Here is a 23,941-nt window from a genome sequence, read left to right as displayed (position 1 = left end):
AAACGGGCGAACGGCGAAGGCTCCATCTTCCCGTACCGCAACGGGTTCGCCGCCTACGTCTGGGTCACCAAGCCCGATGGCAATCGGGACCGCAAGTACGTCTACGGGAAGACCCGCGACGAGGTCCACGACAAGTGGGTGAGGCTGCACCAGCAAGCCAAGGCCGGCCCTGTCGCCACCAACGTCCCCACTGTGGCGAGCTATATGACGTACTGGCTCGCCGAGATCGTAGAGCCGAACCTAGCCCCGCTGACCTACGCCACGTACGAGACGCTGAGCCGCCTCTACATCGTTCCCGGCATCGGCGCCAAGCGACTCGACGGGCGGTTGTCGGTACGGGACCAGACCTGGCTCAACAAGGTCGCGAAGACCTGCCAGTGCTGCGCGCAGGGAAAAGACGAACGCCGGCCACCGAAGAGCCGCAAGTGCTGCGCGGTTGGCCGATGCTGCCAGGACCTTCCCGCGGCTCGCACCGTCAAGGGAATGCGCGCCGTCCTCCGCTCGGCGCTCTCCCAGGCCGAAGTGGAGGAACTGGTCGCAAAGAACGTCGCAGCCTTGGTGAAGCTCCCACCGATACGCAGCCGCAAGGGCAGATCGTGGAGCAGCGAGGAGGCTCGGGCGTTCCTGGAAGCCTCCCGCGACGACGACGATTACCTGTACGCCGCCTACGTCCTGGTCCTCGTGCTCGGCTTACGCACGGGAGAAGTCCTCGGCCTCACCTGGGAGCACATCAACTGGGACGCCTGGCAGAAGCCGTGCAGCACCCACGGCGAGAAGTTTTGCGAGCACTGCCGCGACAACCACGACATCAGCCTCGTCATCGACAAGCAGCTCCAGCGGGTACGCGGCCAGCTGCTGCACCGGGCCACCAAGACCGAAGAGTCCGACGCTCCCCTACCGCTACCGGCGATCTGCATCGCCGCACTGCGGCACCGCTACCAACAACAGCAGGCCGCACGAGAGAAAGCCGGCGACGCTTGGCATGACACCGGCATGATCTTCACGACCCGCTACGGACTGCCGGTCGAACCCCGCAACTTCAACCGCTCCTACGACAGCCGCATCGCCCGCGCAGGCATCCGAAAGATCACCGTTCACGACGCCCGACGCACCTGCGGTTCGCTGCTGGTCGACCTGGACGTGCATCCCCGGGTCGCGATGGCGATCCTGAGGCACGCGGACTTCTCGATCACGATGGAGATCTACAGCCAGGTCTCGTCGAAGACCACCCGTGAAGCTCTGCGGAGGCTCGGCGAAAGCCTCGACCAATGAGCCGTTGCTGTACTTCACTGCTATACAAGATCAGAAATGGCCACCCGGACGAATCCGAATGGCCTCTGACCTGCGTCGGGACGGCCGGATTCGAACCGACGACCCCTTGACCCCAGTAGTTGAAGGTCCCAGCGACGTGCTCAAGCATGTTCTCCCAGGTCGCGTGAAGTGTAAACCAGCCGAGTAAAGGAGTCATCGCACCACGCCCCCGCTCCAACCATCGATTTCCTCACGTTGTTTCAGGGGTTTTTCCGGTTCGTCGACGTACTGCTCGCCGGTCAGCTCGACCAGGTCGACGGCGCTGAGGAGTTCGGCGAGTGCGGGCTCGATGGCGAGGTTCAGAGGCTGCAGATCGCCAGTGCGGGCTCGTTGGTTCAGCAGCAGTGAGGTAGGAGGTGACGCTGCTGTTGCAGGGCCTTGCATGCGCGGCGCGAACGAGCAGACCGGCAATGTGGGTGCTCGGCAACGACGGGAGCAATTAGTTTGGGTAGGCGGGCATGACCCGGAAGATCATCAAGGCGTTTGGGAATTGGATGATCTTCAGACAGGATCATGCCCGCCCTAGAAAGTTCCTAAGCATCTAGACGAGACGTCAGAGGAAACGCAGGCCGCAGATCATACTTGGCCCTAGAAGTGACCTAGTTGAACCCTCAGAAACACCGAGAGGTCGCTTCGAACGGTATGAGCCCATCCACGCGATTTGCACTGAATTTCATTTGTATACCCCACTTTCGAACGTGGCCATACCCCGATACCCTCACTCGATACAGGTGTCCGAGCCAGAGGCCGTGATAGGAACTTGCGGACCAAGATCCAGAACTGCTCCCACTGGGATAGTTGTGTATATCCCGAGTGACCTCAACGCCGGTATTACAGTCGAACAGTTGATACCAGAGCGTCGACGTCTCCAGCCGAACATTGTCAGCCACGCGCCACGATTTATGTAATGCGAAGGTGAAGTTTGACCGCTGGCCGCAGAGCTTCACGACGATGTCATTGAAGTATTGAACCGGCGGAACATTGTAAGGGAGATTCTGGACTGTGGTATTGGCCGAGACACACTGATTTGCTTGTGATTCCGGTACGATTAGCACAGTCGTAGTGTTGGAAGGAACGCTCTCTCCGGAAATGTTCGTCGCGGCCACTTTAAACTCGTAGGTGTATCCGTATTGCAGGTAGCCCGCGGTCATCGATGTGCTCGTCGCTGGCAGCTTGAGCTTGATCCAGCTTCCGTAGCTGTTGTGGTAGCGGGTGCGCATATAGACGTTGTACACGACGCCGGCCGTCGGGCTCGCCTTCCAGCTCAAGTACGCCTCGTTGTCCCCGCCGAGGCTGGTTAGCTGCGTCGGCGGTTGCGGGAATGGCGGCATTGGCCGAGCCGAGGCGATGTTGGACAGTGAACTGTCGGGAGCTCCACCGGTGCCGATCGCCGCGACTCGGTATTCGTAGGTTTGGCCATTGGTTAGGTAACCGGCGACGAACGAACAGCAGGTGGAGACCGGCAGGTCGTACTTGCGCCAGGATTGTTGAGCAGTTGCATCCCGGTAGTAGACCCAGTACCAGACGCCTGGCGTCGAGCTGGCTGCCCATTTCAGCGTCACCTTGCCGTTGCCGGCGGTGGCCGTCAGGTTAGTCGGGGGTGCTGGCTGCGGGGCCACCGGTCGGGCCGAAACTGTGTTGGATGCTGCGCTGTCCGGGGCGCCGCCGCCACCGACTGCACGGATCCGGTATTCGTATCGGTCGCCGTTGGTTAGCTGGGTGCTGGCGAACGAGCAGCACGTCGAGACAGGTAGCTCTAGCCGTTGCCAGGAGGACTGTCCGGCCGAGACGTTACGCATCTCAATCCAGTACCACGCCCCCGGCGTCGAGCTGGCCGTCCAGGTCAGATCCACCCGGGCATTGCCGGCGGTGGCCCGCAGGTTCGTCGGTGGGGCCGGGGTCGGGGCCACCGGCCGCGCCGAGGCGATGTTGGACGGGGCGCTGTCCGGGGCTCCGGCGGCTCCGACAGTCACTACCCGATACTCGTACGTCTGCCCGTTAGTCAGCGCCGTACTGGCGAATGTGCAGCACGTGGTGACAGGCAGCCCTAGCCGCTGCCAGGTTCCGCCCGCAGGCCGCATCTCGATCCAGTACCACGCCCCCGCCGTTGAGCTGGCTGTCCAGGTCAAATCCACCCGGGCATTGCCGGCCCTGGCGATTAGGTTGGACGGAGCACCCGTTGGCGGTGCTGCAGGGCGTGCCGACGCAACGTTGGTCGGGACGCTATCCGGGTTGCCATTGGCGCCGATGGTGCGGACTCGATACTCGTAGGTGGTCCCGTTGGTCAGGCCGATGCTGGCGAACTCACAACAGCTTGTGACTGGCAATTCCAGCCGCTGCCAGGTTCCGCCCGCGGGCCGCATCTCGATCCAGTACCAGGCGTCGGGTTGACTGCTCGGCGTCCAGGTCAGGCTCACTTGGGCGTTGCCAGGGGTAGCGACTAGGTTCGATGGCGGCTCGGCCGGTAGCCCGATCGGAGTGACTCGCACTGTGTTGGTCGACAGACTGTCCGGCGCACCGTCGGCCCCAATCGCAGTGACCCTGTACTCATAGGTACTGCCGTTGGTAAGTCCATCGCTCAGGAACGAGCAGCATGTGTTCACCGGCCAAGCCAGTGCGGTGAATTGCGTTTCACCCGCAGTCACATTCCGCATGTGTATGCGGTACCAGACGCCTTCACCCGCGGTGGCCCATCTCAGAGTGACCTGCCGATCGCCGGCGGTGGCAACCAGGTTAGTTGGCGCTGGTGGCAGCGGAAACTTCGCCGTCGCCCCGGCGATGTTGGACGGCTGTGATTCTCCGGCATCATCGAAGGTGGTGACGTATGCCTCGTACTGGTGGTTGTGTTTGAGTCCCCCAAGAGTCATTTGCGGGCCGTCGCTGACCGGCCACTCCAGCCGGTGGAACTCCTCCGGTCCGCCCTCGGCGTTGAGGTCGCGGAGGTAGACATAGTGCCAAAGGCCCGGCGTCGAGGTCCAGGTGAGCTTGATCGTTCCGTCAGGCTGAGGGCTCGCGGTTAGTCCGGTCGGCGCGGCAGGGGGGTTCTTGTCCACCGTGGCCGTGGCCACCGGGGATTTCGGACCGATACCCGCGCCGTTGGCTGCGGCAACTTGGAACTCGAAGGTGTGCCCTTCCACGCCGAGGCCGAACACTGCCTCGTTGCCGTCGAAGATTCGTTGGTCCCACTCGACTGGTTCCGGTTGGCCTGCGGTGGTGTCCCGGTAGTAGACCACGTAGTGCGCGCCTTGGTCGGGAATCGGGTCCCAATCCAGGCTAATGGTGCCGTCCGGGCGGCCGGTGGCGGCCAGGTTTGTCGGCGCCTGAGTGGGTAGGCGCTCGATGTAGAGCAGTCGGTTGGGTGAGCCGGTCCCGGCGTTGCTCACCACCCCGGTCGTTGCCGCGTTAATCATTAGGCGCTGCACCTGCTCGGGTCCGTAGCCCGGGTGTGCGTCGAGGATCATCGCGGCGGCTCCGGAGACATGCGCCGCTGCCATTGAGGAGCCAGAGTATGCCTCGGTGGCGCTGGTTGAGCCGATGCCGGCCGAGGTGATCGCGTCACCGGGAGCGAAGAGGTCCAAGTCCGGCCCGTAGTTGCTTCTGCCCCACCGTGCGTCGGACTGGGTGGTGGCACCGACCGTGATGGCTGCGTCCACCCGAGCGGGTGACCAAAGGTCCGCCTCCTCGTCTGTGTTGCCGGCCGCCGCCACGACGGTTAGACCGGCATCGACGGCCCGCTGCACGGTGGTGTCCAGCGGCGAGTTGAACGGCAGCCGCCAAAAACCGATACTCATGTTGACCACCGCGGGGCCTTGGGCTTGGCTAATCACCCATTCCAGACCGCTGATGACGTCGTCAACGTCACCCTCCGGCCAACCCTCCGGTCCGGTGCAGTGCAGCACTTTCACCGAGGTGATCGAGGCTCCCTTGGCCACGCCGTGGCCCGCGCCACCGACCGTCCCGGCCACGTGGGTGCCGTGGCCGACACCGCAGTCGTCCGCCGGGATCCCCTCGTCGGCGAACGCGTTATAGCCATGCTCGGCCCGCCCACCGAACGTGTCGTGATCGACCCGGACGCCACTATCAAGGACGTAGACGTCGACTGACCCGTCATTTGGATACTCGTACCGCTGGTCGCGGCTGTTGTCCCGCTGGTCGATTCTGTCCAGGCCCCAGGACGGCGGGTTGGGCTGTACGCCGAGGGCCCGACCGGTCTGATTCTGCTCGACCCGGGCCACATCGGGGTGCCCGGCCAGGTCGTGCGCCTGCCCCTGAGTGAGGGTCGCGGAAAAGCCGCGCAGCAGCCTCGGGAAGACCCTCCCCGACTGGCCACCGTACTGGGTGGCGAGCTCTCGTGCGTAGTCGGCCACCGCGTACTCCGGCGTCGTTTCCCTGAGCTGCACGATGTAGCTGCCGGCGACTGCGGAGGGCAGGTCCGTGCCGCCGATGGCCTCGCTGACCGGTTTCGTGTTGTGCAGAACGACGGTCCGGACCGAAGATGCTGGTCCCTCACCGTTCGCGTTGACCGCGCTCACTTTGAACTCGTACGTGTGGCCGGGGATCAGAAAACCGGCCTCCTTGCTGGTGCTCGTGGCGGCCTCCGGCAGGCGGGCGAAGTGGGTCTGCCCGCCGGAGACGGTCCGCTGGTAGACCCGGTAGGAGGTCGCTCCGCTCACCGCCGGCCACGAGACCTGGACCCGGTCGCCCTGCCCGACAAGGGTGGGTGCCGCGGGAGTCGGAGGCACACCGGTCCCAGGGGCCGGCCGCGGCCAGTAGACCTCGACAAAGCGGGGCCGGCCATGCGTAACATTGCCGTACGTCCCCCCCGGGGTGAAGTCGTTGACGTCGTACGAGACCAAAAGCTTGCCATCCCGGGCCAGCTCGGGATGCACCCGTGCGTTGTAGACGAACAACCCCTGGGTCTGCGGCTCCGGCGCCGTGAACAGCTGGATCGGGCCGCTAAACGGTCCGGTCGGCGAAGTCGACGTGTACGCCACGAACTGCGGGTCGAATAGGAGGTTGTTCTCGTGGCTGACCCAGACGTACTGCGAGCCGACCTTCTGCACCCCGCCACCATCGACGCCGCTGATCACTCGCCCCACCTGGTTGAGATCCGTTGACCAGGTGGTGCCGGTCCAGAACTCCCATGTGCCGCTAAGCCCACCAGCAGGCACCCGCGCCAAATGGGCGAACTTCATCCGACCCGGTGCGCTCGAGAGGCCGTAGATGTAGGTCCACTCGCCGTCCGGGAAGATCCCCGCGCCCCAGCTGATCTTCGGGCCGAGCGGGAGATCAACCAGCGAGGTCATGGTCAGGTCGGGCAGGGAGAACGTCGCCAACTCCACGCCGGTCTGCTGGAAGTCCAGCGCCCCACTCCCGGTGCTGCGCAGCCGGTTGTAGATCACCTTGAGCGTGTTGCCCTCGACCGTACCGTCGCCACTCCAAAGGAACTCACCGGACTCTTCCGGCTTGACCAGTGCGGACGGCCACTGTGTGGTCCCGCCGTGCAGTGTGGTGGTGAGCGACGTGCTGTCTTGCACGACCATGACGTTGTTGACCATGGGCGAGTTGGTTGGCCGGCTGCCATCGGCGTTGACGGTTCCTAGGAAGGAGTCGGCGAATAGCCAAACCACCCGGCCGTCCGGCAGGACAACCGAAGCGGTGCCGTCCCCGCCGGTCCAGTGCCCGCCTGCGTTGCCGTACGCCGTGAACATGCTGTTCATCGCGGCGGCCGACATGCCGCCGGCCGGCAGACTTCCGGCGGCCGGACGGGACACCACCATCGAACCCACCGCCAGTACAAGTGTCAGGAATGCGGAAGTAGCTGCCCTTCGGCGCGACCAACGCCGACCCCCGGTTCTCATCATGATCGGCAGTGTCCCGACAGCCTCTTAAGAACCGGTAAACGAACTCCGGGGGGAGACGGCCTTCCCGTCCGGTCCGACTGCGACTTCAATGGTCGGCATGGCAAACGGGGTTGTCTTCGGCGTGCTCGGGCCGCTCATGGTTCGGAGCGCCGGAGACGAGCTAGTCATCAGGGAACCGAAACGGCGGGCGGTACTCGCTGCCCTCGTCCTCCACAACCAACACGTTGTCACCAGCCAACGGCTCATCGAGCTGGTCTGGGGCGACCATCAGCCGGCATCGACTCGCAAGGCTCTACACGTGTACGTGTCACGTCTGCGCCGGACGATCGCGTCCCTGCCAGGTGTGCAGTTGACCACGCACGGTGACGGTTACCGCTTGGTCTGCCCAGCTGAGTCGATAGACCTGCACCGGTTCCGTCGGCTGCTGTCCGAGGCCCGCCAGGCTCCGGACGATCGTGTTCGGTTGGCCCTGCTCCGGGCGGCGCTGGATCTTTGGCGCGGCCCGGCATTCGCCGACGCCGCCGGGAACGGGCTCCACGAGTGGGTCGCGCCGAGCGTGACGGAGGAGCGACTCGCCGCCCTTGACGACTATTTCGCCGTACAGCTGCGACTCGCTGGGCCGACAGCCGTGCTGGGGTCCCTCACCGCCCACGTGGCTCAGCATCCCACCCGCGAACGCACAGCAGAGCTACTGATGACCGCTCTTGACCGCGAGGGCCGACCGGCGGAGGCCCTGCGGGTGTTTCAACGGCTGCGACTCCAACTGCTGAACGAAGCCGGCACTGGGCCAGGCCCGCGAGCATGGACACTGCGCGGACGCATCATTGATGGAACGCACGTCATAGACATGGAACAGTCCTCCGAGTGGCCATACCTCCCGGGATACAGCCTCACCGGATTAATCACTAGGGGTGAACAACACGCCAGTGCTGGTGACTTGGACCAGGCGCTTGCGCTCCTCTATGCAGCTCGCGTCAGAGCTCGCGAAATCAACGACGAGGCGGCGGCACAGCGTGCAGCCGAGGCAATCTCTCGGACAGTTCGCCGTGGTGCCGGAGAAGGCAGAACGGGCGGATTATCGGCACCCAGGCGTGTGAGCGATGGGGCAGCGATAGCCCCGCCCGTATACCCGGCCTTCTGATCCGTAGCTGTGGGCAGTTCCGTCTTGTCGGACCGCCCACCACCAAGACCGAGGAGTCCCACGCTCCCCTGCCGCTGCCGGCCATCTGCGTGACCGCACTGCGGCACCGCTACCGCCAACAGGAGGCGGCCAGGGAAAAGGCCGGCGAGGCATGGCACGACACCGGGATGGTCTTCACGACCCGCTATGGGCTGCCGGTTGAGCCGCGGAAATTCAACCGCTCCTACGACAGCCGGATCGCCAGCGCCGGCGTTCCGAAGATCACCGTTCACGACGCGCGGCGCACCTGCGGTTGCCTGCTGGTCGACCTGGACGTGCATCCCCGGATCGCGATGGCGATCCTCAGGGGCACGCGGACTGGCCGTTGCCGTCACCTGGTACCAGGTGAGCCGCGAGCGAGTGGAAGGCGACGTAGCGCCCGCCCGGCGTGATGACCGGTCTAAAAGCTGTGGTCGTTGCCCGGCACGCCGGCCGAGGTCGCGCTGACCAGCGTGGTGCTGCCCAGCACAACGTCGCGTACAAAGATCTGGTCCCAGGGGTTGGTCTCGCCCAGCACCGTCGCGGTGCCCGGAGACGCGAAGGCGATGTAGCGTCCGTCCGCGCTCACCGACGTGCCGCTGCCCGCCATCGCCGACGTCGTCACTGACGGCGAAGCTGAAGCTTCCGCTGTCGGCCTACTTTCCGTTGCTGGACACGCTCACCCGGCTGGTGACCGGGTCTCCCCCGGCCGCCTGCGCCGGGGCCGGCAGCGCGCTGAACGCGGCAAGCCACAGCGCGCCTCACGCCCACCTCGTAGACCGCGGGGACAGCCAGCCGCCTCAGGTTGACGCATGCCGTTTCATGAAGCTTCTGCAGGGAGTGCAGGCGTCGATGGCCGACCCAATCCAGTCCTCGCCCGCCGCATCGACGCGGATCAAGCGGCCCGTTCTGCCGCTCACGCAGCCGCCGCGCCGCCCCGTCCGCTGACGCCTAGACTCCCCTCAACAACGGCGTATCACCGGGCTGCCCGACCGCACAGGTGGCACCCCGGCCATGCTGCACCGTGCGGTCCGGCCGGTCGCACGTGACGGTCAGCCACTCCCGCAGTGACCGCTGCTCCTGGTCGCGGCCGAGGAGTGGGACTACCCTATGCCGCGCGTCGAGCAACTCGGCGAGGCGCAGGGTCTCTGGGCCTGCCCCGTTTTGACGGACATCCGAGATCAGGGGACCTGGGGTCTCCGGGAGGATGTCCAGCATCATGGAGAACGTGGGGAAGAAGCGGTCGCGGCCTCGGCGGTCGTTCAGGGCGCAGTTCAAGGCCGGTTGCGGTGCATTAGTTTCGTCACGCTGGTGGCATGCCGCCGTTGAGCCTGGCCGAGCCCTCCGGCCACTACCTGCCGTTTCCCAAGCGCGAGGAGTTGCTCTGCTCAAGGCGCAGGGCAGGGTGTCCGCGCGATCGCCCGGGAACTCAAGCGGGACCCGGGCACGATCTCGCGCGAGCTGCGGCGCAACGCCGCGACCCGCAGCGGCAAGCGCGAGTACCGGGCCACCGTGGCGCAGTGGAAGGCGCAGGTCACCGCGCGGCGACCCAAGCCGGCGAAGCTGGCGAGCAACCCGTGGTTTCGCGAGTACGTGCAGACACGGCTGAGCGGACAACTGCGCCGTCCCGACGGGACAGTTGCCGCCGGCCCCCGACGACCTGGAAAGGGCTGAACAAGCCACACCGTGCAGACCACCGCTGGGCGACGGCCTGGAGCCCGGAGCAGATCAGTCGACGGTTGGTCGTCGACTTCCCCGACCATGAGGACATGCGCATCAGCCACGAGGCGATTTACCAGGCGCTCTACATCCAAGGACGCGGCGCGCTCAAGCGTGAGCTGGTGGCCTGCCTGCGAACCGGTTGGGCGCTGCGCAAGCCCCGTGAACGCTCGCGGAACAGGTCGCAAGGGCACGTCACCGCCGATGTCGTCTTGAGCGAACGACCCGCCGAGGTCGAGGACCGAGCGGTCCCCGGTCATTGGGAGGCGACCTCATGATCGGACTGAATCGCTCCGCCATCGGCACCGTCGTCGAGCGCACCAGCCGTTACACGCTCCTGGTCCACCTTCCCCGCCTCGAAGGCTACGGAACCGTCCCGCCGGTCAAGAACGGACCCGCCCTCGGCGGCTTCGGCGCCACCGCGATGAAGGGCGCGCTCCAATCGACGATGACCGCCATGCCCGAGGAACTGCTGCGATCCCTGACCTGGGACCGCGACCCTGGGGGAACCTCAGATTCGCCCTACCGACCAAGGAATCCAGGCGCCAGCGGTATGACTCTTGACTCGGCCTATCGGCCGACCAGATTACCCGTCTACGTGCGTCGATAGTTCAGTCGACCAATGCCAGCCAGCCTGACAGGCTTGGTGCCGTAGCGGGTCGACCGAAAGCCGATCGCACGGCAGCGAGTTCACCTACGGCGCATCCAGTTGATACCAGGACGGGTTGGCAACAGGAACAACTTTTACGAGCAACCGTCCGCAATGTATCGACATCCACAACTGTTCCAAGCAGTCGCTCCTCGTCGTCGATTTCGTTGAAGACGACGTCGATGACGCTCGCCAACAGGCAAAGCCTCCGAAATCACTGGCGGGTCGGATGCGGGCCGGGAAGGTCGGATGCAGGTCAAGGGATCTGCCGAGTCAAGGAATCCACGAGCACCAAGCACTCAGACACCTTGACCAACCCAGCAGCAAAGAGAGGGTTTCCACAGGCTCTGACCTGCGGAAACCCTCTCGCTGTCGGGACGGCCGGATTCGAACCGACGACCCCTTGACCCCCAGTAGTTGAAGGTCCCAGCGACGTGCTCAGGCACGTTCTCCCAGGTCGCGTGAAGTGTAAACCAGCCGAGTAAAGGAGTCATCGCACCACTCCCTCGGGCCGGATACAACGGCTGCTGAATACGGCCAACTGGCACGCGGACGCTGTCCGCGATGACCTGCGTGGCTTTCGGACAATGCACAGGTCGTCAACGAGATCGGCTTCCTAAACAGCAAGACGTCTCATGTAAGAGGTACGGCCACGACGGCCACGGCGCCAACCACTAGCGCGCGGATGGACCAGGTAATGCGGGTGAACTTTCGGTGGGCCACCATGTTCGCGGCCCAGATTTGCTCTCGGCAAAACCCCGAACAACTTGCACAACACGAGCCATGCGTCCCCGCCTCCTCCCGGTGCACTTCCCTGACCTTCGAGACCTGAACTCATCCGGTTGTCCCAGGAGTGACTGCGTAAGAGTTCCACACATCGCCACACAGATCGCGGTCAAGCCGACTCGAACGGACACGCCCGACCCAGGCCACGCACGACGTACCGAATCCATGTTAGCCAACCCGTCCGTCCGGTGCCGCCTACGGCGCGCGGCGCCACTGCTACGGTCAGGTGGCTCGCCGTTCCCTGGCCGCCGGTGGCTCGCGTTTCGAGTGATACCACCCCCGTCAGTCGGCGATTCAGGCCGGCATCTCCACTGCGCGGGGCCAAGCCATCGACGATGGTGCTCGGACGTCGGCAGGGAGATGTGGCACGAGGGCGACGAGCTGGAGGTTCTCTGACGGCGGGTTCTGCGATCTCGCGGCTGGGCAGCCAGGCCGAGTCGGTGACCCTGCGGCTCAGCTCCGCAGGTAGGCCAGCACCGCGAGCACCCGCCGGTGGCCGTCCGTCGTGGCCGGCAGGTCGAGTTTGCTGAAGATGTTGCCGATGTGCTTGTTGACCGCCGCGTCCGTGACGTGCAGCCGCTTGCCGATGGTGTCGTTGGAGCGGCCCTCCGCCATCAGCGCGAGGACCTCGAGCTCGCGGGCGGTCAGCCGCTGCCTCGGATCCGGCCGCCGACTGATCAGTTGGCGGACCACCTCGGGATCGACGACCGTCTCCCCGGCCGAGACCTGTTCGACCGCAGCGTTGAACTCCACGACCGCGCCGACCCGGTCCTTCAGGAGGTAGCCGACGCCCTCGCCGTTGTCGGAATCCAGCAACTGCGCCGCGTACGACTGGTCTACGTACTGGCTGAGGACCAACACGGGCAGGCCGGGGTTGGACCGACGGAGCCGTACGGCGGCTCGCAGCCCGTCGTTGGCGTTGCCCGGCGGCATCCGGACGTCGGTGATGATGATGTCCGGGCGCCGGGCCTGGACGGCGTCGGCCAGCGCTTCGGCGTCCGCCACCGCGTCGATAACCTCGTGCCCAAATCGGCCGAGGATGCTCACCAGGCCCTCCCGAAAGAGAGCGGAGTCCTCGGCAAGGGTCACCCGAAGGGGCATGGAATCTCCATCAGTACGAGAGTCGGACCGCCCGGCGGGCTGGACACCCGCATGCGCCCATCCAGCACGGCCAGGCGGTCCGCGAGCCCAGTCAGCCCGGTCCCGGCGGAGGCATCCGCGCCGCCCACACCATTGTCCCTGACCTCCAGGACCAGAATGTCGGCGTGGTGCCGCCCGATCAGCTCGACCCGATCGGCCCGGCTGTGCTTGGCCACATTGGCCAGCGCCTCGGTGACGGCATAGTAAGCAGCGGTTTCGACAGGCTGCGGCAGCCGTCCGGTGAGCCGGAGGTCGAGCGAGACCGGCACCGAGAACCGGCTGGCCACCTCCTCGAGCGCGGCGACCAGCCCGTTGTCGGCGAGCACCTGCGGGTTCAGCCCGCGGACCAGGTGGCGCAGGTCGGCCAACGCCAGGGCGAGCTGCTCCTGCGCCGACCCGATCTCGCGGTGGAGCGAGGAGTTCTCGGGCACGTCCAGGGTCATCAGGCCCAGCATCACGCTGAGCGAGACGAGCCGCTGCTGAGCGCCGTCGTGCAGGTCGCGCTCGATGCGCGCCCGCTCGGCCTCGAACGCGTCGAGCAGCCGCACTCGTGACTCGCTGATCTCTTTCAGGTTCGGGTCGACTTCGTCGTCCCGAGGCGCGAGGACAATCCGGCACAGCGTCGCGCGGGCACCCGCCCAGGCGGTCAACGAATAGGGTGCGGCGAGCAGCAGCAGTACGCCCAGCACAGCCCAGGGCCAGGCGTACGGATCGTCGATCGGCGCGCCGATGCACAGCGCCGGCACCACAAAGGCCAAGCCGAGCACGGCGACGTCGACCCACCAGAGCGCGGTCAGCGAGATCACCATCAGGATCAGTTCGCGCCAGGTCGCCGACTCCTTCAGCCGGGTACGCAACCATGCGCGCAGCCCCGACTCCTCCGGTGGCCGGTGCGGATCCTGGATTCCGTCCAGGTCCACCAGCCGCAGCCGCAGCCGCTCCAGGCGCGCGAAGGGCAGTCCCATCAGCGCGGCGGCCAACAACAGCACGACCCCGACGACCACGACGACGGTGAGAATGCCGACGGTGACCACCGCGACGAACAGGCACATCGTGAGGGCGCCGGCGAGTACGCCCGAGAGCAGGTAGAGCAGGGCTCGCCAGGGCCAGGCCGAGGCAAGGAATCCGACTGGATGCAGGGCCATCGCCTGCCAGGCGGTCCGGCTTCGCATCTCGCCACCTCTTCGCACCCCGCCACGGTAGGCCAATGACCGATCCTGGCGCGGTGGTGCGGGCTCTACCAAAAAGACTATTTCCAGGATCAGTGCATGCCACACAGTCCACACGATCGAATCAAGGCATGACTGCGACAAAACATTCGTCTGTGACGACGGCGGTCGAGCTTCGTGCCGTGCACAAGGTCTATCAGCGAGGTACCCAGGAGGTTCAGGCGCTGGACGGCGTGTCCATCGGCTTCCCGACGGGCACCTTCACCGCGATCATGGGCCCCTCCGGCTCCGGTAAGTCCACGCTCCTGCAGTGTGCTGCCGGCTTGGACGAGCCCAGCGCGGGGCAGATCTTCGTCGCCGGGGAGGACATCAGCGGGATGGACGAGCGTCAGAGAACAGCACTACGGCGGGACCGGATCGGCTTTGTGTTCCAGGCCTTCAACCTGGTCGCGTCTCTGACCGCGGCGCAGAACGTGGAGCTGCCGCTGCGCTTCGCCGGCCGCCGCCCCGACCGTGCCGAAGTGACACGGGCCCTGTCCGCGGTCGGCCTCGGCGAACGCACCGGGCACCGGCCGAGCGAGCTCTCCGGCGGTCAGCAGCAGCGGGTCGCACTGGCCCGCGCGCTGATCACCCGGCCCGACGTGCTGTTCGCCGATGAGCCGACCGGCGCGCTCGACACCAAGACCTCGCGCGAGGTGTTGTCGCTGCTGCGACTGCTGGTCGACCGGCAGTCGCAGACCACCCTCATGGTCACCCACGATCCCGTCGCCGCTTCGTACGCCGACGTGGTTATCTTCCTCAAGGACGGCCGGATCGCCGACCGCCTGGAGCTCGATCCGACCGACGGGTCGAAGCCCAGCCGGATCGCCGCCCAGATGGCTCGGCTGGAGGCATGATGCTGGCCGCAGCCAACATTCGCGAACACTGGAGGGCTTTCCTCGCCACCTTCCTCGCCGTCGTCGTCGGCGTCGGCCTGATCGCCGTCACCTTCATCCTCTACGACTCGGGCCGGCCGCGGCCCCAGCCCCGAGTGGCCGACGCCCCGGTTCTGGTGGTGTCGAACCAGGCGGTGGACCAGACCGGTGCTGTCCGGGACCGCGTGCCGTGGAGCGAGAGCGAAGCCGCTGACCTGGTCCGGCAGCTCGACGGGATCGACGGCGTCGAGGCGACGATCATCGACCGCAACTTCTATGCGCAGGCCTTCGCCAACGACGAGCCGGTGGCCGACGAGGCCGCGATGGAGGCCGGACACGGCTGGTCCAGCGCCCGGCTGGCGACGTACCGGCTGACCGCTGGCCGAGCGCCGCAGGCAGACAACGAGGTGGTGGTCGGCACTGATCTCGGAGTGCCCGCCGGATCTGCTCTCCCGATCGGCCTCACGGACGGCATGCACACCTACACGGTGAGCGGGACGACCGATGGCCACGGCTTCTACTTCACCGACGCCGAGGCCGCCCGACGGGACACCGGGGTAACCACGACCGGGCTGCTGGTGTCGCGAGGATCCCCCGTCTCAGACATCGCCGACCGGGCCGGCAGCATTGTCGGCGACGCCGGCTCCGCGCTGACCGGTGACGCCCGAGGTGTCGTGGAGCCTGGCTACATCACGCACAAACGGTTCCTGGGTGCTCAGTTGATCGGCGCGATGGCGGTCATGGCCCTGTTCACCACGATCTTCGTGGTCGCCGCCACCCTGGCCCTCGCCACGACGCAGCGCCGCCGCGAGATCGGGCTGCTGCGCACGATCGGCGCCGACCCGCGCCAGATCCGCCGCATGGTGCTAGGTGAGGCGGCCATCGTCGGTCTGCTCGGCTCGGTGGTCGGCTGCCTCGCCGGCATATTCGCCGCGCCCGCCATGCTGACGTCACTCGATCGGCTCGACGTCACGCCGCCCGACTCCCGGATCATCATCTCGGCGTGGCCGTTGCTGGCCTCCACCGCGGTCGGCACCGGGGTGGCTGTGCTGGGCGCATGGGTGGCCAGCCGCTCGGCCGCCCGGGTGGCACCGATCGAGGCACTGCTCGACGCCGCGACGGAGCAGCGTCCGATGCGCAGGGGCCGCTGGATCGCCGGGCTGGCCATCCTCGGACTTGGTGTGGTGCTGGCCTTCATGACCGCGGTCGGTGATGCGGACGGCCGCCTCAACCTGGCGATTGGGACATCGGTGTGTCTGATCGCCGTCGCAGCGCTGCTGGCGCCGATCGTCATCAGGCCGGTGGTACGCCTGGCGACGGCGCCGTTCGCCCGCCGGTCGTCCGGCGCGGGCGCGATGCTTGTCCGGGCCGAGCTGCTCAACGCGACCCGGCGAGCCGCCTCCACGGCCGCCCCGGTCATCGTCGCGGTCGGCTTCGCCGTCCTGATAAGCGGGCTGGTCGACACCATGCGGATGGCCTACCCCGCCGAGACCACCAAGCAACTGGCCGGGCAGGTGCTCATCGACCCCGGCAACGCGCCCGGTTTGAGTGACGCGGCAGTCACGCAGAACCCGGTCGGCCGGGCCGCCCTGCCGACCCGCCTGTTCGTAGCCCGGCCGGACGCTGGCGACACCGTGATTGACGGGGTCGGATCGCGAGATCCTCGCTGGTCGCGGCCGGGCGAAGCGGTCCTGGACACAACCATGGCGAAGTTCCTGAAGCTCCAGGCCGGCGCGACGGTCACCGTACGGTTCGCCGACGGCCTCATCACCCCGTTGCGGGTCGCTCAGGTGCTGCCGCCCGACCAGGCTCGTGGTTCGTTCGTACTCTCCCGGGACACGGTACGTGAGCATGACCCTACGGCCCTGACCGACAACATCTTCATGGCCGCCGACCAGGCGCCGGCTCACCTCAGCGCGGGAGCCCGGTTGCAGAACGCCGAGCAGTTCGCGCTGGAGGAGTACAACACCGACGCGAAACTGACGGACAACCTGGCCATGATGCTCACGGTGGTCGCGATCGGCTACAGCGGCCTGGCAGTAGCCAACAGCATGGCTATGGCGGGATACGGGCGACGCACCGACTTCGCCGTGATGAAGTCAGCCGGCGGCACCCGGCGGCAGCTGCTCGACTTCGCCGTCAGCGAGACCGGGCTGCTGGTGCTCATCGGCTCGGTGCTGGGTCTGCTCGCCACCCTGCCAGCGCTGGCCGGCGTCGCCTCGGGCCTGAGCGCTGAGACAGGGACCCAGGTAACTGTGCACCTCAACGGGGGCACCCTTACCTGGGCCGTCCTCGGCAGCCTGGTTATGGCGACGGCCGCGAGCGCCTTCGTGACCTGGAACGTGATGCGCCCGCGCAATAGGTAAGCGAGGCCCTTCTGTTGGAGCCCGAGGGAGGCGTACCCCCGTCGCCGCCCTCGGGCTCCTCCGTGCGCAACCGCCTCTCGACCCGGGCAACCTATAGAAACGATGTAGCAACCACCGGTCTACTCGGCCTCGCCCAGACACGGGGAGGCGAAAATATGATCACCGGCAGATCGCGATCTTCCGACCGATGGCTGCGGTCGTCGCCCGGCCCGGCGGTTCCTGCGCGTCGCCTGGTTTGTCTGCCGCACGCAGGCGGGACAGCCCAGGCCTACCGCACCTGGCAGGACGGCGTGCCAGGCGACACCGGCGTCTACGCGGTGCAGTATCCCGGCCGACAGGACCGGCTCCGGGAACCACCGGCGACCTCGATCGAGCAGTTGGCCGGGCGCCGTTGCGTTGAGGGATCGACGGACGTGTTGAACCCTCCTCGGTCCGAGGTCAGGTCGGCTGGGCGAGTTCGGTGAACGCTGCGGCTACCCGTAGAGCGGGCGGGGCGTCGACGGCGAGCTCGTAGTGTCCGCGGCGCAGGTTCTGTGTGAAGGCGTGTCCAGCGATGATTACCTGTGCTGTCTTGTCCGTTCGTAGCCCGCACATCGGTTTTAACCGGTGTGTGAGCTGGCTGTGATCAGCCTCGATCGGATTGTTGGCGTACTGCTCGACGTGGTGCCACGCGGACGGGATCAGCTCGTCGAGGACGCCGGGGTAGATCGCGGCGGCGTCGGTTACCACCTCTGCGGGTGTCGCCTTCAACGTCGACAGCGCCCGTCGGAAGAACCGCCGGGCCGCGTCGGCATCACGGCGGGCTGAAACGAGCGCGTCGATGACCTGCCCGTACTGGTCAACTGCCCGGTACACGTACCGCCACACCCCCTTGACCCTGACGTACGTCTCGTCGACACGCCACCTGTCACCTGTCACCCGGTCGGTGGCGGCAGAATCGGGCGGCGTCGGCCAACAGCGGGGTGAACCGCTGCACCCAGGGGTAGACCGTGACGTGGTCGACCTCCACGCCGCGCTCGACCAGCAACTCCTCAACGTCGCGATAGGACAGGTTGAACCGCAGATACCAGCGCACCGCGACCAGGAACACCTCCGGCGGGAACCGGAACCCGACGAACGTCGACTCCGGAAGCAGCCACGGGTCAGGCCGGGTTGATGACTTCACTGCTCAAGCCTGCCTCAATCTTGCCAACGCTCAACGCAACAGTGCCGCTTGGACTGGATGCTTGAATACGCCGGACGCACCGACGCGGTCGCGATCTATCGGACTGCCCCAACATGATGACCAACCAGAACAATGCAGGGCAGGGCGACGGGTCACGGAACAGGCGGACGGGGCGCCGGAAAAGCTATTGAAGCTCGACGAGCTGCGGCGGGACCTCGCAACCGAGTTCGACCGGTCAGTCAGCGGCTCGCCGTCGGCGGTCGGCATCAGGAAGTGCGGCCAGAAGAGCCGATAGCGGCACAGGGGTAAACATGTCCTGTCTGCCCGAAATCGCCTGCCGTTAAGAGGTCCAGCAGCGACCACAACGACGCCAAGGCAGTACGCCTACCAGGCAATTCACGGCGGAGGCAACCAAGACCGGCTCGCAAAACCACCCGGGTTAAGGGTTCAAGCAGCGCCTCACACGTCACTTCATCGAGCCAGAACTATAAATTGAGGGTTTCCGCAAGTCACTGACCTGCGGAAACCCTCTCACTGTCGGGACGGCCGGATTCGAACCGACGACCCCTTGACCCCCAGTCAAGTGCGCTACCAAGCTGCGCCACGTCCCGTTCCCGCGTGGTTTCCCCCGCGACAACCGGTACAGCTTAGCGCAGCGGCCCCGGGTCACCCGCACAGGCCCCACCCGCACCCCGAGGTGGCCGAACCACCTCACAACCCCTACAGCGTCCTAGGAGGGTGGGGTGGGGAAATGCCGGATGGGCGCGGGGCCCATCCGGCATTTTCGGTGTACGAATCAGCGTTAGCCGTGCGCCTTGCCGCGGCCACCGGGGCCGAGCTTCTTACGCGGGCGGACCGAGATCTCGATCGGACTGCCCTCGTACCCGAATTCCTCGCGGAGCTTGCGCTCGATGAAGCGCTGGTAGCCGGCGTCGAGCGGGCCGGTGGTGAAGAGCACGAACCGTGGCGGTGCCACCCCGGCCTGCGTCGCGAACAGGATCCGCGGCGCGCGTCCACCCCGTACGGGGTGAGGGGTGGCCTGCACCAGTGCGGTCAGCCACTGGTTGAGGTGTGCGGTCGGCACGCGGGTTTCCCAGCTGGCAAGGGCCTTGTTCAGGGCCGGGGCCAGCTTGTCCACTGCCCGGCCGGTCATGGCCGACAGGTTCAGGCGGATCGCCCAGGGGATGCGGCGCAGCTCCCGGTCGATCTCCTTGTCCAGGTAGTACCGACGGTCGGCGTCGACCAGGTCCCACTTGTTGAACGCGATGACCATTGCCCGGCCGGCGTCGGTCACCATCGACAGGATCCGCTGGTCCTGCTCGCTGATCGGCTCGCTGGAATCCAGCAGGACCACGGCCACCTCGGCGGCCTCGATCGCACCGGCGGTGCGCAGGCTGGCGTAGTACTCGGTGCCGCTGGCCTTACCGACCCGCTTGCGCAGCCCGGCCGTGTCCACCAGTTGCCAGGTCTGACCGCCGATGTCGACCAGGCTGTCCACCGGGTCCACAGTGGTGCCTGCGACCGAGTCGACGACCGCCCGCTCCTCACCGGAGAACCGGTTGAGCAGGCTGGACTTGCCGACGTTCGGTCGCCCGACCAGCGCCACCCGGCGCGGTCCGCGCGGCCGGTTCTCCACGATCGCCGGTGCTTCCGGTAGCGCGGCGAGGATGGCGTCCAGCAGGTCCCCGGAGCCTCGCCCGTGCAGCGCGGAGACCGGGAACGGTTCACCGAGGCCGAGCGACCAGAGTGAGGTCGCCTCCATCTCGATGGAGGTGTTGTCGGCCTTGTTCGCCACCAGGATCACCGGCTTGGCGCTGCGGCGCAGCATCTTCACCGCGGCTTCGTCAACGTCGGTGGAGCCCACCATCGCGTCGACCACGAAGAGAACCACGTCGGCGGTGACGACCGCCGTCTCGGCCTGCGCCGCGATGGCCGCGGCCCGGTCCTTGGCGTCCGGTTCCCAGCCGCCGGTGTCCACCACGGTGAACGCCCGGCCGTTCCACTGCGCGTCGTACGGCACCCGGTCCCGGGTCACACCGGGCACGTCCTCGACGACCGCCTGCCGGCGGCCGATGATCCGGTTGACCAGTGTGGACTTGCCCACGTTGGGACGGCCGACCACGGCCACCACCGGCTGCGGGCCGGCCTGCTCCTCGACGGCGACGTCGGGCTCACGCAGCTCGACCCACCCCGCACCCTCGCTACTCATGCGACACCCCGTTCAGTGAGCAGGTCGCGCAGCCGAGCCACGACCTCGTCGATGCCCAGCTCGGTGGTGTCCAGCACCACCGCGTCCGGCGCCTGCGCCAGTGGGTTGACCTTGCGGGTCGAGTCGAGACGGTCCCGCCGCGCCAGGTCGGCGGCGGTGGCCGCCACGTCGGCGGCGTCCTCGGCGCTGCGTCGGGCCGCGCGGGCTGCCTCGGAGGCGGTCAGGAAGACCTTGAGGTCAGCGTCCGGTGCCACGACGGAGCCGATGTCACGGCCCTCGACCACCATCCGGCCCGCGTTGACGATCATCTCGCGCTGTCGGGCGACGAGCAGCTCGCGGACGGCCGGCACCGCGGCGACGGCGGAGACCGCCCCGGTCACCTCCGGGCCCCGGATATCGGCGTCCACGCCGACCCCGTCGATCGTCACGGCGTACCCCTGCGGGTGGGTGCCGATGCGCAGGTTGACCTCGCCGGCGACCTTGGCCACCGACGCGGCGTCGGTGAGATCCACGCCGGAGCGCAGCACGGCCCACGTGATCGCCCGGTACATCGCCCCGGTGTCCAGGTAGCGCGCACCGATGCCAACGGCGAGCCGCCGTGACACGGTGGACTTACCCGAACCGGACGGCCCGTCCACAGCGACCACACATCGCCCGGTCCGTACGTTTTCCTCCACCGTGTCCTCCTCAGCCCGTACCTCACGGATCGCCCGGTGATCTGGCGCCGCAAGCGGTTGTCCATCGTCATCAATCATGCCGGGTCCGCCGGCGGACCCACGCGCGACGCCGCCGGAGGCGACCCACGCCACCCCCGGCGGCCGCGTTTCGGCCGTTGCGGAGCCTACCGGCTGCCGTACCCCGGAACCCGGGGGTCAGTCACCCACCGCGTTGAACAGGGCGGCGACCTCCGCGTTGGTCAACCGACGGATCCGCCCGGTGCGCAGGTCACCCAGTCGGATAGGCCCGATCGAGGTACGCACCAGCCGGGTGACCGGGTGTCCGACCTCCTCCATCAGCCGCCGGACGATGTGCTTGCGGCCCTCGTGCAGGCTGAGCTCGACCTGGGCGGATTTGCCCAGAGTGTCCACCACCTTGAACGAGTCGACCTTGACCGGTCCGTCCTCCAGCTCGATGCCGGCCAGCAGCCGCTTGCTCAGGTTGCGCGGGATCGGCCCGACCACCTCGGCGAGGTAGGTCTTCAGCACTTGGTACGAGGGGTGCATGAGCTTGTGCGCGAGGGTGCCGTCGTTGGTGAGCAGCAGCAGGCCCTCGCTGTCCGCGTCGAGCCGCCCGACGTGATAGACCCGCTGCTCCAGCCGGGCTCCGATGAAGTCGGACAGCTCGTTGCGTCCCTTTTCGTCCGCCATGGTGGTGACCACCCCGCGCGGCTTGTTCATCGCCACGTAGACCAGGCGAACGTCGACCTGGAGGCGCTCGCCGTCCACGTGGATCACTGCGGTGGCCGGGTCGACCTTGTCGCCGAGCTTGGCGACGCGCCCGTCCACGGTCACCCGGCGGCGGAAGATCAGGTCCTCGCAGGCACGCCGGGAACCCACGCCAGCGGCGGCGAGCACCTTCTGCAGGCGCTCAGCCCCCTCGAAGACAGGGGCGTCGGGTTTGGGGGAACGGTTATCGGGTCGCATCAGCAAGCTCTTCTACGTCGTCGGGCAGGAAAGGTGCGAGGGGCGGCAGCTCGTCTACGGTGTTCAGCCCGAGCTTCTCCAGGAACAGCGTGGTGGTCCGGTACAGAAACGCCCCGCTGTCCTGTTCGGTGCCGCACTCCTCGACGAGGCCGCGGGTCACCAGCGTACGGATGACCCCGTCGCAGTTCACACCCCGGATGGCTGAGATTCGCGAACGGGTCACCGGCTGCTTGTAGGCGACCACGGCGAGCGTCTCCAACGCCGCCTGGGTCAGCCGTACGGACTGCCCGTCCAACACGAACCGCTCAACGTACGTAGCGTATTCCGGCCGGGTGTACAGCCGCCACCCGCCCGCCGCCCGACGCAGCTCGAACCCGTGCCCGGTTGCGGTGTAGCCGGCGGCGATCTCGTCGAGCATCGGCCCGACCCGTTCGGCCGGCTGCTCCAGCACCTGGGCCAGGACCAGCTCGCTGACCGGCTCGTCGACCACCAGCAGGATCGCCTCCAGCGCGCCGCGCAACTCCGCGTCGGACAACTCCGGCGCCGGCTCCGGCACGGCCGGCGCCCGCCGTCGCCCCGCCGCCAACCGATGGGGTACGTCCCCAGCGGCGGCAGTCGGCTCGCTGGGCTGACCCAACGCGGGCTCACCCGGCTCGGGCTCACTCAGCGCGGGCTCACCCAGCGCGGGCTCACCCAGCGCAGGGTCACCTGGCGCGGGCTCACCTGCGGACGTGTCCGAGGGCGGTTCGCCGTTGGGGTCTTCGTCGGTCTCGTCGGAGGTCTCGTCGGAGGCGGGGGCGGACGGGCGGGGGCGCTCCCACGGGGGGACCCAGGCGGCAGCCTGGTCGGCCAGGGAGTCTCCGCGTTCCTCGTCACTCATCCCGCTCAGCCTCCGTCGTTTCCGTCCCGTCCGGTCCCCCGGGCTCCCCCGCCGCCGCGATGGTCGACTCGAGGTCGGCCGGGGTGCCGGCGTACTCGTCGACGTGCACCTCGGTGTCACCGTCGGCGGGGCCGGTCCAACGCACGGTCAGCTCCTCCAGGGCCTCCTCCTGCACGAAGGACACCAGACCCTCCCGGTACAGCTCCAGTAGCGCGAGGAACCGCGCCACCACCTCCAGGGTCGCCTCGCAGTCGGCGCAGAGCAGCGAGAACGTGGCCGTGCCGACCCGGCGCAGCCGGGCGCTGAGGATTGCCGCGTGCTCTCGGACACTGACCCGGACCATGTGCACGTGGGCGATGGAGACCTCCGGCACCGGCTTCGGGGTCATCGCCTTCACGGCCAGCTTCAGCAGCCGCTGCGGGCCGATGCCGAGCACCAGGTCGGGCAGCGCCTCGGCGTATCGGGCCTCCAGGCTGACCGCCCGCGGATACCGCCGGCCGCCGACGGCCTCCAGCTCGGCGATGTGGGCCGCCGCCTCCTTGTACGCCTTGTACTGCAACAGCCGGGCGAAGAGCAGGTCCCGTGCCTCCAGCAGGGCGAGGTCCGCCTCGTCCTCCACCTCGGCGGCGGGTAGCAGCCGGGCTGCCTTCAAATCGAGCAGGGTCGCGGCGATGACCAGGAACTCGCTGGCCTCGTCCAGGTCCCAGTTGTCGCCCATGGCCCGGATGTAGGCGATGAACTCGTCGGTGACCGTGTGCAGGGCCACCTCGGTCACGTCGAGCTTGTGCTTGCCGATCAGTTGCAGCAGCAGGTCGAACGGGCCGGTGAAGTTGGCCAGGCGCACCGTGAAACCGGCGGGCTGCACACCGTCGACCGCCGGGGTGGCGGCGTCGTGCGGCAGGGCCGGCGAGTCGAGGGGTGGCGCGGTCACCGCACGACCGTAGTCCACGAGGCGGGCACGGGGCGT

General features: G+C 67.3%; 15 protein-coding genes, 1 tRNA gene and 3 pseudogenes. 8 read left to right on the top strand and 11 right to left on the bottom strand.

Annotated elements, in window-relative coordinates:
• The first annotated feature begins 24 nt into the window (after positions 1 to 24).
• Together ABZT18_RS24065 and ABZT18_RS24060 are read left to right on the top strand one after the other, a co-directional pair.
• Positions 25 to 1,272, top strand: a complete 1,248-nt coding sequence (locus tag ABZT18_RS24065) for a tyrosine-type recombinase/integrase (protein ID WP_354997696.1) — start codon at positions 25 to 27, stop codon at positions 1,270 to 1,272.
• Between the two features lie 234 nt (positions 1,273 to 1,506).
• Positions 1,507 to 1,659 carry a hypothetical protein gene (locus ABZT18_RS24060; protein WP_354997688.1) on the top strand — a complete coding sequence of 51 codons (153 nt, stop codon included), beginning with the start codon at positions 1,507 to 1,509 and terminating at the stop codon, positions 1,657 to 1,659.
• 263 nt (positions 1,660 to 1,922) lie between these two features.
• Here the strand turns inward: ABZT18_RS24060 and ABZT18_RS24055 are convergent, their stop codons facing one another.
• On the bottom strand, positions 1,923 to 7,091 hold the full coding sequence (locus ABZT18_RS24055) for a fibronectin type III domain-containing protein (protein ID WP_355252525.1): 5,169 nt from the start codon (positions 7,089 to 7,091) through the stop codon (positions 1,923 to 1,925).
• Positions 7,092 to 7,272: 181 nt separating this feature from the next.
• Between ABZT18_RS24055 and ABZT18_RS24050 the strand changes: the two genes are divergently transcribed.
• Both ABZT18_RS24050 and ABZT18_RS24045 read left to right on the top strand, forming a co-directional pair.
• Positions 7,273 to 8,316: a BTAD domain-containing putative transcriptional regulator gene (locus ABZT18_RS24050; RefSeq protein ID WP_354997686.1), complete on the top strand. Its 1,044-nt coding sequence runs from the start codon at positions 7,273 to 7,275 to the stop codon at positions 8,314 to 8,316.
• Positions 8,317 to 8,357: 41 nt separating this feature from the next.
• Positions 8,358 to 8,663: pseudogene (locus tag ABZT18_RS24045) on the top strand (site-specific integrase); the annotation flags it as partial.
• A 92-nt stretch (positions 8,664 to 8,755) separates the two neighbouring features.
• Here ABZT18_RS24045 and ABZT18_RS24040 read toward each other — a convergent pair.
• Positions 8,756 to 8,959, bottom strand: a complete 204-nt coding sequence (locus ABZT18_RS24040; RefSeq protein WP_354997685.1) for a hypothetical protein — start codon at positions 8,957 to 8,959, stop codon at positions 8,756 to 8,758.
• Between the two features lie 649 nt (positions 8,960 to 9,608).
• Here ABZT18_RS24040 and ABZT18_RS24035 point away from each other — a divergent pair.
• A pseudogene (locus ABZT18_RS24035) lies at positions 9,609 to 10,549 on the top strand (IS30 family transposase); the annotation flags it as partial.
• A 1,392-nt stretch (positions 10,550 to 11,941) separates the two neighbouring features.
• Here the strand turns inward: ABZT18_RS24035 and ABZT18_RS24030 are convergent.
• Together ABZT18_RS24030 and ABZT18_RS24025 are read right to left on the bottom strand one after the other, a co-directional pair.
• Positions 11,942 to 12,577, bottom strand: coding sequence for a response regulator transcription factor (locus tag ABZT18_RS24030; protein ID WP_354997695.1), 636 nt, complete (start codon positions 12,575 to 12,577; stop codon positions 11,942 to 11,944).
• Positions 12,574 to 13,818, bottom strand: a complete 1,245-nt coding sequence (locus ABZT18_RS24025; RefSeq protein ID WP_354997684.1) for a sensor domain-containing protein — start codon at positions 13,816 to 13,818, stop codon at positions 12,574 to 12,576. Before ABZT18_RS24025 ends, ABZT18_RS24030 begins: the two co-directional genes overlap by 4 nt.
• Before the next feature lie 110 nt (positions 13,819 to 13,928).
• On the opposite strand from ABZT18_RS24025, the gene ABZT18_RS24020 reads away from it, so the two are divergent.
• The 3 genes from ABZT18_RS24020 to ABZT18_RS24010 all read left to right on the top strand — a co-directional run bounded on the left by ABZT18_RS24020 (position 13,929) and on the right by ABZT18_RS24010 (position 17,541).
• Entirely contained in the window at positions 13,929 to 14,693 is a 765-nt protein-coding gene (locus ABZT18_RS24020) for an ABC transporter ATP-binding protein (RefSeq protein WP_354997694.1), read from the top strand.
• Positions 14,693 to 17,077: an ABC transporter permease gene (locus ABZT18_RS24015; protein WP_355252539.1), complete on the top strand. Its 2,385-nt coding sequence runs from the start codon at positions 14,693 to 14,695 to the stop codon at positions 17,075 to 17,077. The genes ABZT18_RS24020 and ABZT18_RS24015 overlap by 1 nt, the downstream gene beginning before the upstream one ends.
• 155 nt (positions 17,078 to 17,232) lie before the next feature.
• Positions 17,233 to 17,541, top strand: coding sequence for a thioesterase domain-containing protein (locus tag ABZT18_RS24010; RefSeq protein ID WP_354997683.1), 309 nt, complete (start codon positions 17,233 to 17,235; stop codon positions 17,539 to 17,541).
• Here ABZT18_RS24010 and ABZT18_RS24005 read toward each other — a convergent pair.
• From ABZT18_RS24005 to ABZT18_RS23975, 7 genes and pseudogenes are all read right to left on the bottom strand, one after another.
• Positions 17,516 to 18,212, bottom strand: a pseudogene (locus tag ABZT18_RS24005) (IS6 family transposase). The gene ABZT18_RS24010 and the pseudogene ABZT18_RS24005 sit on opposite strands and share 26 nt — an antisense overlap.
• 567 nt (positions 18,213 to 18,779) lie before the next feature.
• Positions 18,780 to 18,853, bottom strand: a tRNA-Pro gene (locus ABZT18_RS24000).
• Between the two features lie 191 nt (positions 18,854 to 19,044).
• Complete coding sequence (gene der / locus ABZT18_RS23995) at positions 19,045 to 20,451, bottom strand: ribosome biogenesis GTPase Der (protein ID WP_354997682.1); 1,407 nt, start codon at positions 20,449 to 20,451, stop codon at positions 19,045 to 19,047.
• The gene (cmk, locus tag ABZT18_RS23990) at positions 20,448 to 21,128 is read right to left on the bottom strand and encodes a (d)CMP kinase (RefSeq protein WP_354997681.1); all 681 of its coding nucleotides are present in this window, start codon (positions 21,126 to 21,128) and stop codon (positions 20,448 to 20,450) included. The genes der and cmk overlap by 4 nt, the downstream gene beginning before the upstream one ends.
• Positions 21,129 to 21,323: 195 nt before the next feature.
• A complete protein-coding gene (locus ABZT18_RS23985) occupies positions 21,324 to 22,094 on the bottom strand; it encodes a pseudouridine synthase (RefSeq protein ID WP_354997680.1) in 771 nt (256 codons plus the stop codon).
• Positions 22,081 to 22,974, bottom strand: coding sequence for an SMC-Scp complex subunit ScpB (scpB, locus tag ABZT18_RS23980; protein ID WP_354997679.1), 894 nt, complete (start codon positions 22,972 to 22,974; stop codon positions 22,081 to 22,083). The genes ABZT18_RS23985 and scpB overlap by 14 nt, the downstream gene beginning before the upstream one ends.
• Positions 22,967 to 23,905 carry a segregation/condensation protein A gene (locus tag ABZT18_RS23975; RefSeq protein WP_354997678.1) on the bottom strand — a complete coding sequence of 313 codons (939 nt, stop codon included), beginning with the start codon at positions 23,903 to 23,905 and terminating at the stop codon, positions 22,967 to 22,969. Before ABZT18_RS23975 ends, scpB begins: the two co-directional genes overlap by 8 nt.
• Positions 23,906 to 23,941: the final 36 nt, after the last annotated feature.

The organism is Micromonospora sp. NPDC005291 (assembly GCF_040607415.1).
Taxonomy (GTDB): Bacteria; Actinomycetota; Actinomycetes; order Mycobacteriales; family Micromonosporaceae; genus Micromonospora.
The sequence above is the reverse complement of the archived record's forward strand: the minus strand, read 5'-3'. Positions and strand labels throughout refer to the sequence as shown.